Origin of the sequence: Leisingera sp. XS_AS12 (assembly GCF_041224635.1) — a bacterium.
Taxonomy (GTDB): Bacteria; Pseudomonadota; Alphaproteobacteria; order Rhodobacterales; family Rhodobacteraceae; genus Leisingera.
This window is the reverse complement of sequence record NZ_JBGFGM010000087.1, coordinates 199,495-212,994: the sequence shown is the minus strand read 5'-3', so window position 1 is coordinate 212,994 and position 13,500 is coordinate 199,495. Positions and strand designations below refer to the sequence as shown.

At 65.2% G+C, this 13,500-nt stretch carries 14 protein-coding genes; 4 read left to right on the top strand and 10 right to left on the bottom strand.

Going from position 1 to position 13,500, the window contains the following annotated elements; genetic code table 11:
• Positions 1–25: 25 nt before the first annotated feature.
• Genes AB9K35_RS09385 through pcaC form a run of 4 tightly spaced genes read right to left on the bottom strand, consistent with a single transcriptional unit; the run spans position 26 to position 2,622 of the window.
• Positions 26–856 carry a 3-keto-5-aminohexanoate cleavage protein gene (locus AB9K35_RS09385; protein WP_369925550.1) on the bottom strand — a complete coding sequence of 277 codons (831 nt, stop codon included), beginning with the start codon at positions 854–856 and terminating at the stop codon, positions 26–28.
• 16 nt (positions 857–872) lie between these two features.
• A complete protein-coding gene (gene pcaG, locus AB9K35_RS09380) occupies positions 873–1,493 on the bottom strand; it encodes a protocatechuate 3,4-dioxygenase subunit alpha (RefSeq protein ID WP_369925548.1) in 621 nt (206 codons plus the stop codon).
• On the bottom strand, positions 1,493–2,221 hold the full coding sequence (pcaH, locus tag AB9K35_RS09375; protein WP_222455024.1) for a protocatechuate 3,4-dioxygenase subunit beta: 729 nt from the start codon (positions 2,219–2,221) through the stop codon (positions 1,493–1,495). The genes pcaG and pcaH overlap by 1 nt, the downstream gene beginning before the upstream one ends.
• A gap of 11 nt (positions 2,222–2,232) precedes the next feature.
• Complete coding sequence (gene pcaC / locus AB9K35_RS09370; protein ID WP_369925546.1) at positions 2,233–2,622, bottom strand: 4-carboxymuconolactone decarboxylase; 390 nt, start codon at positions 2,620–2,622, stop codon at positions 2,233–2,235.
• 87 nt (positions 2,623–2,709) lie between these two features.
• Here pcaC and pcaQ point away from each other — a divergent pair, with 87 nt between their 5' ends.
• Complete coding sequence (pcaQ, locus tag AB9K35_RS09365) at positions 2,710–3,633, top strand: pca operon transcription factor PcaQ (protein ID WP_369925544.1); 924 nt, start codon at positions 2,710–2,712, stop codon at positions 3,631–3,633.
• 24 nt (positions 3,634–3,657) lie between these two features.
• On the opposite strand, the gene AB9K35_RS09360 is transcribed toward pcaQ, so the two are convergent.
• From AB9K35_RS09360 to AB9K35_RS09350, 3 genes are all read right to left on the bottom strand, one after another.
• On the bottom strand, positions 3,658–4,371 hold the full coding sequence (locus tag AB9K35_RS09360) for a GntR family transcriptional regulator (RefSeq protein WP_369925542.1): 714 nt from the start codon (positions 4,369–4,371) through the stop codon (positions 3,658–3,660).
• A 74-nt stretch (positions 4,372–4,445) separates the two neighbouring features.
• Entirely contained in the window at positions 4,446–5,603 is a 1,158-nt protein-coding gene (gene argE / locus AB9K35_RS09355) for an acetylornithine deacetylase (RefSeq protein ID WP_369925540.1), read from the bottom strand.
• A 5-nt stretch (positions 5,604–5,608) separates the two neighbouring features.
• Complete coding sequence (locus AB9K35_RS09350) at positions 5,609–6,793, bottom strand: M24 family metallopeptidase (protein ID WP_369925538.1); 1,185 nt, start codon at positions 6,791–6,793, stop codon at positions 5,609–5,611.
• 259 nt (positions 6,794–7,052) lie between these two features.
• On the opposite strand from AB9K35_RS09350, the gene AB9K35_RS09345 reads away from it, so the two are divergent.
• From AB9K35_RS09345 to AB9K35_RS09335, 3 genes are all read left to right on the top strand, one after another.
• Positions 7,053–7,532, top strand: a complete 480-nt coding sequence (locus AB9K35_RS09345) for an Lrp/AsnC family transcriptional regulator (protein ID WP_369925536.1) — start codon at positions 7,053–7,055, stop codon at positions 7,530–7,532.
• Positions 7,533–7,613: 81 nt separating this feature from the next.
• Positions 7,614–9,089, top strand: coding sequence for an NAD-dependent succinate-semialdehyde dehydrogenase (locus AB9K35_RS09340; protein ID WP_369925534.1), 1,476 nt, complete (start codon positions 7,614–7,616; stop codon positions 9,087–9,089).
• 63 nt (positions 9,090–9,152) lie between these two features.
• Positions 9,153–10,526 carry an aspartate aminotransferase family protein gene (locus AB9K35_RS09335; RefSeq protein WP_369925533.1) on the top strand — a complete coding sequence of 458 codons (1,374 nt, stop codon included), beginning with the start codon at positions 9,153–9,155 and terminating at the stop codon, positions 10,524–10,526.
• A 104-nt stretch (positions 10,527–10,630) separates the two neighbouring features.
• On the opposite strand, the gene AB9K35_RS09330 is transcribed toward AB9K35_RS09335, so the two are convergent.
• Genes AB9K35_RS09330 through AB9K35_RS09320 form a run of 3 tightly spaced genes read right to left on the bottom strand, consistent with a single transcriptional unit; the run spans position 10,631 to position 13,493 of the window.
• On the bottom strand, positions 10,631–11,626 hold the full coding sequence (locus tag AB9K35_RS09330; RefSeq protein WP_222455033.1) for an ABC transporter ATP-binding protein: 996 nt from the start codon (positions 11,624–11,626) through the stop codon (positions 10,631–10,633).
• Entirely contained in the window at positions 11,623–12,657 is a 1,035-nt protein-coding gene (locus AB9K35_RS09325) for a Gfo/Idh/MocA family protein (protein WP_369925532.1), read from the bottom strand. Before AB9K35_RS09325 ends, AB9K35_RS09330 begins: the two co-directional genes overlap by 4 nt.
• Positions 12,654–13,493 (bottom strand): carbohydrate ABC transporter permease, encoded by an 840-nt coding sequence (locus AB9K35_RS09320; protein WP_369925531.1) that lies wholly within the window; start codon positions 13,491–13,493, stop codon positions 12,654–12,656. Before AB9K35_RS09320 ends, AB9K35_RS09325 begins: the two co-directional genes overlap by 4 nt.
• Between the last annotated feature and the right edge of the window lie 7 nt (positions 13,494–13,500).

Sequence of the window (13,500 nt, the reverse complement as noted above, 5' to 3'; positions counted from 1 at the left end):
GCCCTTCGGTGGGCCGGGGCAGGGATCAGGGCATGCGCAGGCCCAGGATCTCACGCGCCTGCTGCCAGGTCGCCACGGGGCGCTCGTATTTCTCGCAAAGATCCACCGCGCGTTTCACCAGCGCTGCATTGGACGGCGCCAGCGTGTCACGGTCCAGCCGCATGTTGTCCTCCAGCCCGGTGCGGGTGTGGCCGCCTGCGGCGATGGACCACTCATTGACCTGGATCTGTCCGGCCCCTACACCGGCACCGCACCATTCGGCCTCGGGGGCCAGCCGCTGCATGGTTTTCACGTAGTAGTCGAACACGTCGCGGTCCACCGGCATGGCGTTCTTCACGCCCATCACGAACTGCACGTAGAGGGCGCCGGGAATGCGCCCATCGCGGTTCAACTTCACCGCCTGGTGGATATGCGACAGATCGAAGGCCTCGATCTCGGGCTTCACCTCGTAGGTGCGCATCTCACCCGCCAGCCAGTCGACCAGATCGGGTGAGTTCTCATAGACCCGCGTCGGGAAGTTGTTTGACCCCACCGACAGCGAGGCCATGTCGGGGCGCAGGCTCAGCATGCCGCCGCGCTCGCGCCCGGCGCCGGAGCGGCCGCCGGTGGACAGCTGCACGATCATGCCGGGGCAGTGCTTGTGCAGGCCTTCCATCAGCCGCGCGAATTTCTCGGGGTCCGAGCTGGGCGTCTGATCGTCGTTGCGCACGTGGCAGTGCGCAATCGTGGCACCGGCTTCAAACGCCTCATGGGTGCTTTCGATCTGCTCCGCGATGGTGACCGGCACCGCCGGGTTGTTGGCCTTGGTCGGAACTGATCCGGTGATGGCCACGCAGATGATGCAAGGCTTTCCCATCGGTCTATCCTCTTGTCTAGATGTCAAAGAATACCGTTTCGCCATCGCCCTGCAGGCAGATGTCGAAACGGTAGGTCACGGCGCCGCCGCGCTCGCTGCGGCGGGCGATCAGGGTCTGGCGACGGTGTTCCCATTCGATCAGGTTCAGCACCGGGTCGGCGGCATTGGCCTCGGCCTCGTCCTCGAAGTAGAGCCGCGTGTTTAGGCCGACGTTGATGCCGCGGGCAACGATCCACAGGTTGATATGCGGTGCCATCAGGCGGCCGTTGCGCCCCGGAACCGGGCCGGGCTTCACGGTGTCAAACCCCCATGTGCCGGTCTCGAAATCGGTGATGACACGGCCCCAGCCCCGAAAGCCGTCCTCGACCTCGCCGGGATGTTCGGGATGGGCATAGATGCCGTTTGCATTGGCCTGCCAGGCTTCCAGCAGCACGTCCTTTACCGGCGCGCCGGTGCCGTCGGTGACCACGCCTTCGACGTGGATGCGTTCGCCGCCGGCGTTGGGGCCTGCGATGTCCCAGCCCAGTTCCCGCTCATAGATGTCAAACCCGGCCGCCCCCGGCGCGAGGCCGATGTGGACATACGGCCCGGCGGTCTGCGACGGGGTTTCCTTCAGGCACTCAAACGGGCGCATCATCAGTTTCCCTCCGGCCGGTTTTCGAACATGGTCGAGCGCCGCCCGCGCAGCACGATGTCGAAGCGGTAGGCGATGGTGTCCAGCGGGATGGTGGCGTTCATGTCGAGCCTCGCAATCAGCATCTCCACCGCCTGCGGGTCGGCAATCGACTGGACAATCGGGCAGCGCGGGATCAGCGGGTCGCCCTCGAAATAGAGCTGGGTGATCAGCCGCTGGGCAAAGGCCGTGCCAAAGACCGAGACATGGATATGTGCGGGCCGCCAGTCGTTCACCCGGTTGCGCCAGGGGTATGCGCCGGGTTTCACGGTGCGGAAGCTGTAGCGCCCTTCGTCGTCGGTCAGTACCCGGCCGCAGCCGCCGAAGTTTGGGTCCAGCGCGCCGAGGTAGCCGTCCTTCTTGTGGCGGTAGCGGCCAGAGGCATTCGCCTGCCAGATCTCTACCAGCGTGCCCGGCACGGGGCGGGCGTTCTCGTCCAGCACCCGGCCATGCAGGATGATGCGCTCGCCGATCGGGCTTTCGCCGGGCTTGGCGAAGTTGGTCAAAAGGTCGTTGTCGCCTGCGTCGATGTCCCCGTGGCCAAAGGTCGGGCCGGTGATCTCGCTTGCGGTGTTTTCGAGACTGATCAACGGCAGCCGTGGCGACCGCGTGACCGAGGTCTTGTAGGCGGGGGCGAGGGCGGGCGGATGCCAGTCCCTGTCGCGCTGGTAGAACTCTCCCTGATCGGACATCTGTGGCTTCCTCATTGCTCGGCTTCGGCGGCCATTTCGGCATAGGTCTGCTTGGCCAGTTTCAACGCGTGATTGGCCCGCGGTACCCCAGCATAGATCGCGACGTGCTGGAAGGCTTCGATGACATCGTCCTGGCTGGCGCCGGTGCGGGCGGTGGCGCGGATGTGCATCGGAATCTCCTCGAAGTTGCCGGTGGCCGCCAGCAGCGCCAGTGTCAGCATCGAGCGCTCGCGCCGGGAAATGCGGTCGGAGGCCCAGACCGTGCCCCAGGCCGTCTCGGTGATCATCTCCTGAAAGGGGCGGTCGAGCGGCGTGGCAGCAGCGGTGGCCGCGTCCACGTGTGTGTGGCCCAGGACCTCGCGGCGGACCTGCATGCCCCGGCTATAACGATCTTGCGTCATGGTGGTCTCCTTGCTTGGGAGAAATATTGCATAACGAACGCGTTCTGTATAATGCTGAGTGATCCTTTAATTGATATCGAATTTATTATGAGAATACCTTCTGCACTGAAGCTCCGCCACCTTGAGGTTTTTGTCGAAGTGGCCCGCAAGATGAGCGTGACACAGGCGGCGCAGGCCCTGGGCATGAGCCAGCCTGCGGTGACCCGCATCCTGCGAGAGCTCGAGGAGGTCTGCGAAAAACCGCTGGTGGAAAAGCACGGCCGGGGTATCCGGCTGAGCGGCTATGGCGAGCTGTTCTGCGATCATGCTGCGCGCAGCCTGGCTTTGGCGCGGGACGGGGTCGCGCTGCTGCGCGGCATGGGGGAGACAGATGGGCCGCGCGTCGCCATCGGCGCCTTGCCGACGGTGGCGGCGGACCTGGTGCCCGATACCTTGGCGCGGCTGCGCCAAGAGGGCGCGCCGGGGCGCTTTCAGGTGACATCGGGCGACAATCAGTATCTGATCGACCTGCTGCGCAAGGGAGAGCTGGACGTTGTGGTGGGGCGGATGCCCGCGCCGCGGCACATGGCCGGTGTCACCTTCGACCCGCTGTACCGCGAGCGGGTGGCGGTGGTTGTGGCGCAGGATCACCCGTTGGCGGGGCTGGAGCAATTGCCCGCCTCCGCGATGGAGGATTATCCGGTGCTGCTGCCCTCGGAGGGGTCCATCATTCGCCCGTTCGTGGAGCGATTGTTCCTGGAGTTGGGCCAGCCGATGCCGCGGTTTCCGATTGAAACGGTGTCATCGACCTTTGGGCGGCGGTTTGTGCTGGCGCATCGGGCGATTTGGGTCATCAGCCACGGCGTGGTGCGGCCTGACCTGGCGGCGGGCAACATGGTTGCGCTGCCGCTGGACACCGGCAGCACTCTCGGGCCGGTGGGGCTGTGCAGCCGCAGCGAGCATCAACTTTCGGCAGCGGCGCAGCGGTTCTGCCGCCTGCTGCGTGAGGCGTGTGTCGAACAGGGGCTGTAATCACGGCTTTGCCTGCGGCGGCTGTCAGCCCGCGCGGCTTTCGTGAACGCCGAGCGCCCGTGCGGCGCTTCGCATCCGGGTAAAGCTCATCGAGATGTGGGCGCGTTGGATCAGGGCCACGGCCTCCATGTCCCCAAGTTCGACCGCGGCCAGGATTTCCTCTACCTCGCCGCCGAAGATGCGGATTTCCTCGTTCAGATCGATGATCGACGCAAAGACGGATTGCAGCCAGATACGCGTGGTCTGGAAATACAGCCGCTCGCTGACCTCGCGCAGGGCGAGGTTGTCAGTGATCTTCAAAAGCGCCTGGAAGAACGCCATGTTCAGCTCGGCAAAACTGCGTGGTTCCGGCGCGTCGGTCAGGGATCGGGCGCGCTCGGCCAAATCGCGAAATTCCGCCACCAGCTCGGCGCTTGGGCGGGTGGGGGACAGCCGTCCGGCCAGCCCCGCCAGTTCCATGCGCAGCCGATAGGTCTGTTCCAGCTCGTTGATGTCGGCGTCCGTTACGATCGTGCCGACCCCTTGAACGGAGCGTAGCAGCCCCTCGCATTCCAAGCGCACCAATACCCGTCGCAACGGTGTGCGCGAGACGCCGAACTCCTCGGCCAGCGCCGTTTCCGACAGCCGGCTGCCCGGGGCATAGTCCAGCAGGCAGATCCGGTTGCGGATTTCGTGGTGAAGCCGCTCGAAACGGTCACGGGCGGAGGCGTCGGACATGTCTGGTATCGGGGTGGTCACGGGTCAGGGCCTTTTGGTGAAAGGCGCAGGGTATCCCCGCGCCGTCCAAAGTGCAAAATCTTGGCTTCCGGCTGTCATACCAGTTTCGCCGACAGCCGCTCCAGCATGCCGAGGCACTGTGACATCTGGTCGATGCTGACGAATTCATCCGGCTTGTGCGCCTGCTCGATGGCGCCGGGACCGCAGACCACCACGCTCATGCCGAGGGTCTGGAAGATCCCCGCCTCGGTCCCGAAGGAGACCACATCGGCGTGGCGGCAGCCGGTCAGCTCCATCACGATGTCGCGGGCCTCGTTGTCGTCCATCGGCTGCAACCCGTCGATCTCGCCGATCACCTCGGTGTGGATGTCCGCCTCCGGGTGGGTCCGGCGCATCTGCGGGATCAGCTCGTCCTGGCATAGCTGGTGCAGAACGGTGCTGACGTAATCCGCGTCGCGGGGCTGCACCGGGCGCATCTCCCAGTCCACGCGGGCCTTGCCGGGGATCACGTTATGGGCAACGCCGCCCACCAGCGCACCGGTGTTGATGGTGGTCCAGGGCGGGGTAAAGCGGCTGTCTGCCGGGGCGCGGGCCTGTAGTTCTGCCTTCAGTTCCAGCAGCTTGGCGACATAGCGCACCGCGTATTCCACCGCGTTCACGCCAAGGTCGGGGCGGCTGCCGTGACCCTCCAGCCCGGTAAAGCGGGTGGTGTACTCGTGGCAGCCCTTGTGGCCTTCGATGATCTGCACCATCGTCGGCTCGCCGATGATCGCCACCGCCGGGCGCAGGTCGCGCTTCTGCAGCGCTGCGGCCAGTGCGCGGGCGCCGAAGCAGCCGATTTCCTCGTCATAGGTAAAGGCGAAATGCACCGGGCGCTGCAGCTCCATGCGGGCATAGCGCGGCGCCATGGCGGCGGCCGCAGCGATGAAGCCTTTCATGTCGCAGGCGCCGCGGCCGTACCATTTGCCGTCCCGTTCGGTCATGGTGAAGGGGTCGCTTGACCAGTCCTGGTCGGTGACCGGCACCACGTCCGAGTGACCGGACAGCACGATGCCGCCATCGCGCTCCGGCCCGAGGGTGGCGAACAGGTTTGCCTTGGTGCCGGTTTCATCATGCCAGATATCGACCCGCGCGCCGCAGCCGTGCAGATGGTCGGCCAGGTATTTGATCAGGCCAAGGTTGCTGTCAGCCGATACCGTGGGATAGCTGATCAGATCGCGCAGCAGCTGTCGCGTGTCGTCCAGTACGCTCATCGGGATCAGTCCTTCACAAACAGCTGGCGCTCGACGTTGCACAGCGCCTCGGCGGGGCCGTCGGGGCTGATCACGATGGTTTCGGTGGTCTCCAGCCCCCAGTTGTCCAGCCACAGCCCCGGCATGAAGTGGAAGGTCATCCCCGGCTGCAATACCGTGTCATCGGTGGAGCGCAGCGACACCGTGCGCTCGCCCCAGTCCGGCGGGTAGCTGAGGCCGACGGGGTAGCCGCAGCGGCCGTCGCGATCGATCCCGGCCTTGAACAATTCGCGGTTCAGCGCCTTGGCGATGTCGCTGGCGCGGTTGCCGGGGCGGGCGGCTTCCAGCCCCGCCTCCAGCCCGGCGGTCAGCGCCTTGGAGGCGTCGAGCATGTATTGCGGCGGCTTGCCCAGAAACACCGAGCGGCACAGCGGCGCGTGATAGCGCCGGTAGCAGCCGGAGAGTTCGAAAAAGGTGATCTCTCCCTGTTTCATCCGGTCGCCGTTCCAGGTGAGATGCGGCGCGGTCGCGTCCAGCCCGGAGGGGGCCAGCGGCACGATCGCCGGGTAGTCGCCCCAGTCGTCGCCCACGCCCATCAGGGCGGCGCGGGAAATCTCCGCCACCAGCTCATTCTTGCGCAGGCCGGGCTCGGCGCGCTCCAGGGCCAGCCGCACGATCTTTTCCGAGATGCGCGCGGCCTTGCGGATGAACTCCATCTCCTCGGCCGATTTGACGCCGCGCTGCCAGTTCACCAGCGCGGTGGCATCGGCAAAGGAGGCGTTCGGCAGGGTGGCGGTCAGCACCGCGTGGGCCTTGGCGGAGTAGTAGTAGTTCTCCATCTCGACGCCGATGCGCGCCTTGCCGTGGCCCATCTCGCACAGCCGCTGCGCCAGATCCTGCATCGGGTGACGGCTGGTGGACTGCACGTAGCTGTCGTCGTAGCCCAGCACCTGCTCGTCCTCCATCCAGACGGTGCGGCGCGCGCCGTTGGCGTCCATCTCGCGCCCCCACCAGATGGGATCGCCCTCCAGCCCCAGCAGCACGCCCTGATGCACGTAGAACGACCAGCCGTCATAGCCGGTCAGCCAGGCCTGGTTCGACGGGTCGGTGACAAACAGCACGTCAATGCCCGCCGTCACCATGGCAGCACGGGTGATGGACAGGCGGCGGTTGTACTCTTCCTGGCTGAAGGGCGCGTGTTCAATGGGCATTGGGACCTCGCAAGTGAAGGGTGGTTGTGCACAGGCGCGAGTCGCGGGATGTGTCACATGGAGGATAGTCGCGCCGGAGCGACCGTATCGTCAGTTTGCGACCCGTTTGGGTCGTATTTTGCAGGCGATCGTTCCGTCATGCGAATGTCTTGTATACAACTAGCCTGAAATGTGGGCGCGGCGATGCGCGTCTGCCTGCACGGCAGGCAGTGCGCCGCGGGTGGTTGACGGCGGCGCCAATCGGGGGAAGTCTGCGCCCATGCAATTGGATGAACGGGACATACGGATCTTGTCGGTGCTGTCGCAGGACGGGCGGATCACCAAAGCGGCCCTGGCCGAGCGGATCGGCCTGTCGCCCACGCCCTGCTGGGAGCGGCTGAACCGGCTGGAAAAGGCCGGTTTCATCGAAGGCTACGGCGCGCGCATCAATCTCAAGAAGCTGGCGCCGCATGTCACCGTCTTTGTCGCGGCAGAGATCGCCGACCACACCGCCGCCAGCTTTCGCGCCTTTGAAAGCGCGATGCAGCGCTATGACGAGGTGGTCGCCTGCTGGGCGCTGGGCGGCGGGTTTGACTATATCCTGCAGATCGTCACCCGTGACATCGACGCCTATCAGCGGCTGATCGACGAGATGCTCGATGCCCGTATCGGTCTGTCGCGCTATTTTACCTATATCGTCACCAAGCCGGTGAAGGGCGCGGCGATGCCTCCGCTGGAAATCCTGCTCTCCGGCAGGTGAATCCTCTGCTTCAGGGGCGATCTTTGGCCGGAACCTCCGCCGCAAGCTGTCAGAGTCTTCTGTGACAACAGGAGGCAAAGCATGTCTGATACAGCCCTATCCGCGCGTGCGGACATCCAGGACAAGGCGCTGGTGCGCTCGTTTTCCTATGTGAACGGCAAATGGTGCGTGGCGCAGTCCGGCGAGACCTTCCCGGTGAGCGACCCGGCCAGCGGTGCCTTTCTGGGCGATGTCGCCGCCCTCAGCGCAGAGGAATCCTCTGCCGCGGTGGATGCGGCGCAGGCGGCGTTTGCCGACTGGTCCACCCGCCTGCCGCAGGAACGCGCCGCGGTGCTGCGCCGCTGGCATGATCTGCAGCTGGCCCACAAGGAGGACCTGGCCCGCATCATGGTGCTGGAGCAGGGCAAGCCGATTTCAGAGGCGCGCGGCGAGATCGAATATGGCGCCGACTTCGTTGAATACTACGCCGAGGAAGCCAAACGCCCCAATATCGAGGGGGTCACCAGCCATCTGCCCGATGCCGAGATGGAGCTGTGGCGCGAGCCGGTGGGCGTGGCGGCGCTGATCACGCCGTGGAACTTCCCCTCGGCGATGCTGACGCGCAAGGCGGCGGCGGCGCTGGCGGCAGGCTGCACCGTGGTGGCGCATCCTTCGGCCGAGACCCCGTTCAGCGCCCTCGCGCTGGCCGAGCTGGCCGAGCGCGCGGGCTTTCCCCCCGGCGTGTTCAACGTGGTGACCGGCAATGCGCCCACGGTGGTGGAGCCCTGGACCGCAGATGCGCGGGTGCGCGCCTTGTCCTTCACCGGCTCGACCGAGGTGGGCAAGCTGTTGTACCGCCAATGCGCCGGCACGGTGAAGCGGCTGGTGATGGAGCTGGGCGGCCACGCGCCGGTGCTGGTGTTCAAGGGCGCGGATCTGGACAATGCGGTGGCGGAAACGATCAAGGCGAAATTCGCCACCTCGGGCCAGGATTGTCTGGGCGCCAACCGGATCTATGTCGAGCGGGCGATCTATGACGAGTTCTGCACCCGCTTCACCGCCGCCGCACGGGCGCTGACCGTGGGCACCGGCATGGAGGATCCCGACATCGGTCCGCTGATGAACGAACAGGCGGTGGCCAAGCAGGAGGCCCATGTGGCCGATGCGCTGGCCAAGGGGGCAAAACTGGCAAGCGGCGGAGAACGCCATCCGCTGGGGCCGCTGTTCTACCGCCCCACGGTGCTCACGGATGTGCCGTCGGATGCGGATATCCTGCACCAGGAGACCTTTGGCCCCGTCGCGCCGATCCTGCCATTCGACACCGAAGAAGAGGTGGTGGCGCGGGCGAACGACAGCGAATACGGGCTGGTGGCCTATGTCCACAGCCATGATCCGCGCCGCATCTACCGGCTGAGCCGGGCGCTGCAATACGGCATGGTTGCGGTGAACCGCACCAAGGTGACCGGCGCGCCGATCCCCTTTGGCGGCACCAAGCAGTCCGGTCTGGGCCGCGAGGGCGCGCGGCTGGGCATGGAGGCATTCACCGAGGTCAAATACGTCTGCCGCGACTGGGCGTAAGGCGCGCACCACGCAGAATGATCCGCCGGACGGGCGGGACGGGAATTACAGGAAGGACAAGACATGCTGAAGAATGACCAGCTGGACCAATGGGACCGCGACAACTTTTTCCACCCTTCGACGCATCTGGCGCAGCACGCCCGCGGTGAAAGTCCGGCCCGCGTGATCCAGACCGCGCAAGGCGCCCATATCGAGGACCGCGACGGCAACCGGCTGCTGGACGCCTTTGCCGGGCTCTATTGCGTCAACGTGGGCTATGGCCGCCAGGAAATCGCCGAAGCCATCGCCGCGCAGGCGCGGGAGCTGGCCTATTACCATTCCTACGTCGGGCACGGCACCGAGGCGTCGATCACCCTGGCCAAGATGATCCTCGACCGCGCGCCCTCGAACATGTCGAAGGTCTATTTCGGCCTCGGCGGCTCGGACGCCAATGAAACCAACGTCAAGCTGATCTGGTATTACAACAACATCCTGGGTCGCCCGCAGAAAAAGAAGATCATCTCGCGCTGGCGCGGCTATCATGGCTCGGGGCTGGTCACTGGCTCGCTGACGGGGCTGGAGCTGTTCCACAAGAAGTTCGACCTGCCGGTGGAGCAGGTGATCCACACCGAGGCGCCCTATTACTACCGCCGCGCCGATCTGAACCAGACCGAGGAGCAGTTCGTGGCCCATTGCGCGGCTGAGCTGGAGGCGCTGATCGAACGCGAAGGCGCGGACACCATCGCGGCCTTCATCGGCGAGCCGGTGCTGGGCACCGGCGGCATCGTGCCGCCGCCCGCGGGCTACTGGGCGGCCATCCAGGCGGTTCTGAAGAAACACGACATCCTGCTGGTGGCGGATGAGGTGGTGACCGGCTTCGGGCGGCTTGGATCGATGTTCGGCTCGGACCACTACGGGATCGAGGCTGACATCATCACCATCGCCAAGGGGCTGACATCGGCCTATGCGCCGCTGTCCGGCTCGATCGTCAGCGACAAGGTTTGGAAGGTGCTGGAGCAGGGCACCGATGAAAACGGCCCCATCGGCCACGGCTGGACCTATTCGGCGCATCCCATCGGGGCCGCGGCGGGGGTTGCGAACCTCAAGCTGCTGGATGAGCTGAACCTGATCACCAACGCGGGCGAGACTGGTGCCTATCTCAACGCCACCATGGCCGAGGCGCTGGGCAGCCACCCGCACGTGGGCGATATCCGCGGCGAGGGGATGCTCTGCGCAGTGGAGTTCGTGAAGGATCGCGACAGCCGCACCTTCTTCGACGCGGCGGACAAGATCGGCCCGCAGATCGCGGCCAAGCTGTTGGAGCAGGACAAGATCATCGCGCGGGCGATGCCGCAGGGCGACATCCTGGGCTTTGCGCCGCCGTTCTGCCTGACGCGGGCCGAGGCCGACCAGGTGGTCGATGGCACCCTGCGGGCGGTCAAGGCGGTACTGGGCTGACCGGACGGCCGGGCCAGAGATGCCTGCGCGATGATTGCGGCGGCGGATGGGGGATCCGCCGCCGCTCATTGTTCTGTGATGACTGATGGGCGTTGCGCTGTGGGTCAGCGCAGGCGCTGGCCGCCTTCGTCGAAGTAATAGGCGCGGCTGGGGTCAAAGCCGAAGCGGGCATCTTGGCCTGCGCGGATGTCGTGCTGGCCGAACAGGCGGATGGTCAGCGGTGCGCTGGGGGTCTCGAGGATCACGTTGGTGTCGCCTCCCAGCTGTTCCACGTGCGACACTCGGCCTGCAATCGGGCCGCCGCCTTCCAGCCGGATGTCCTCGGGGCGGATGCCCATTTCGCGTGGATCGCCGGGATTCAGCGCCTCGGCAGGCAGGAAGTTCATCGACGGCGCGCCGAGGAAACCCGCGACAAAGCGGTTTGCCGGGTCGTTATACAACTCCATCGGGCTGCCGATCTGCTCGACCCGGCCGTCGCGCAGCACCACGATCTTGTCGGCCAGCGTCATCGCCTCGGTCTGGTCGTGGGTCACATAGATCATCGAGGCCGACAGCTGGCGGTGCAGGTTGGCGATCTCGATCCGCGTGTTCATCCGCAGCGCGGCGTCCAGGTTCGACAGCGGCTCGTCGAACAGGAACAGCTTGGGCTGGCGAACGATGGCGCGGCCGATGGCAACCCGCTGGCGCTGACCACCAGACAGCTCGGACGGGTAGCGGTCCAGATAGGGTTCCAGCCCCAGCATCCGGCTGGCCTCGGCAACGCGCTCCTCGATCACCGCCTTGGGCTGGCGTTCCTGTTTCAGCGCGAGGGTCATGTTGCCGCGCACGTTCAGATGCGGGTAGAGCGCGTAGCTCTGGAATACCATGGCGATGCCACGCTTGGAGGGCGGCGTCAGGTTGACCTGCTCGCCAGCGATATGGATCTCGCCCGAGGTCGCATCCTCCAGCCCCGCGATTACCCGCAACAGGGTGGACTTGCCGCAGCCCGAGGGGCCGACGAAGACCACGAATTCGCCGTCCTCGACCTCAAGGTTGATGTCCTTCAGAACATGCACCGGGCCAAAGGACTTGTTGACGTTTTTCAGGGACAGGGCGGTCATTGGGCGGCCTCCTCAAGTGTAACAGGCTGGCCGGTGCGGATGCTGTGATCCGCAGCCAGGCAAATGGCAAGGGACTGGACGGCGTCATTCATGTGCCGGGTCAGGTCGTGGTCTTCGGTGATGGCACGCAACATGGCGTGCTGCTCTGCGTCGCACAGCGCCTGGTGGCCGGGCTCATCTGGCAGGTCGATGTAGCGGTCGCCCTCGGCGCGGTGCAGCAGGATGCTGCCGACACGGGTGTGGCCGTCCACGTCAGACGATCCGGCCTTGTCGGTCTCGGTGATGGAAACCGAGCCGTTCGGCGTGATGATGTCCTTCACGAAAAACGCGGTTTCCGACATCATCGGCCCCCAGCCGGCCTCGTACCAACCGGTGGAGCCATCGGCAAAGATCACCTGGAACTGGCCGTAGTTGTACATGTCCTCGGCGATCTCATCCGACAGGCGCAGTCCCATGCCATGCACGCGCACGGGTTGGGCATCGGTGATCTGGCACATCACATCAACGTAGTGCACACCGCAATCAACAATCGGGCTGGTGGTCTGCATCAGCGCCTTGTGGGTCTCCCACTCAGGCCCGCTCGATTGCTGGTTCAGGTTCATGCGGAACACATAAGGCCCGCCCAGATCACGGGCCTCGGCGATCAGGCGCTGCCAGCTGGGGTGGTGGCGCAGGATATAGCCGACCATCAGCTTGCGGTTGGTCTTTTGCGCGGTGGCAACCACGCGGCGGGCATCCGCCACGTTGGTCGCCAGCGGCTTTTCCACAAATACATGCGCCCCGGCTTGCATCGCCGCACAGGCATAGTCGGCGTGGCTGTCGGAATAGGTGGCGATCACCACCAGATCCGGCTTCACCTCGGCCAGCGCCTGATGGAAGTCGGTGAACACAGGGTAGCCTTGCAGATCTGCCTGGCTCACCTCGCCGGAGCGGTTCACCAACCCGACGATCTCAGCCTCTGGGTGGGTGTGGTGGGCCAGCGCATGGGGCAGCCCCATGTTGCCCAGGCCTGCTATCAGTACCCGGATCATTTGACCGCCCCCGAGGTAATGCCGCGGATCAGCTGGCGTGAGAAGATCACGTAGAGCACCAGCACCGGCAGGATCGCCAGGCTCAGCGCCGACAGCACCGCGTTCCAGTTGGTGACGAACTGGCCGATGAACACCTGGCTGCCGAGGGTCAGGGTCTTGGTCTCCTCGGCAGGGGCCAGGATCAGCGGGAACCACAGGTCGTTCCAGATCGGGATCATGTTGAACACCGCCACCGTCGCCATCGCCGGGCGCACCAGCGGCAGCACCAGCCGGAAGAAGATGGTGTATTCGCTGAGCCCATCAATGCGGCCTGCGTTCTTCAGGTCATCACTCACCTGTTTCATGAACTCGCTGAGGATGAACACCGCCAGCGGCAGCCCTTGCGCCGTGTAGACCAAGATCAGTGCCCAGAGGGTGTTCACGAGGCCGGAGGCCACCATCATTTCCAGAATGGCCACGGTGCCGATGCGGATCGGGATCATGATCCCCAGCGCCAGATACAGCCCCAGCAAGGTGCTGCCGCGGAACTTGTATTCACTCAGCGCATAGGCGGCCATGGCGCCGAACAGCAGCACCAGCGTCAGCGAGGCCACGGTGACGATCATCGAGTTCTGGAAGTAGAGGAAGAAATCCCCCTGTTTCATCACTGTCTGATAGCCGATCAGGCTGAAGCTGTCCGCGTCCGGCAGGGCCAGAGGTTCGCGAAAGATCGCTTTTCGGGTCTTGAAGCTGTTGATCAGGATCACGAACACCGGGAACAGCGCAATCAGCGTGTAGAGGATCAGCGCGCCGTGCATGGCGAAGGTGTTGAGCGGGTTGGAGCGAGCCTTGTTCATGTCATCT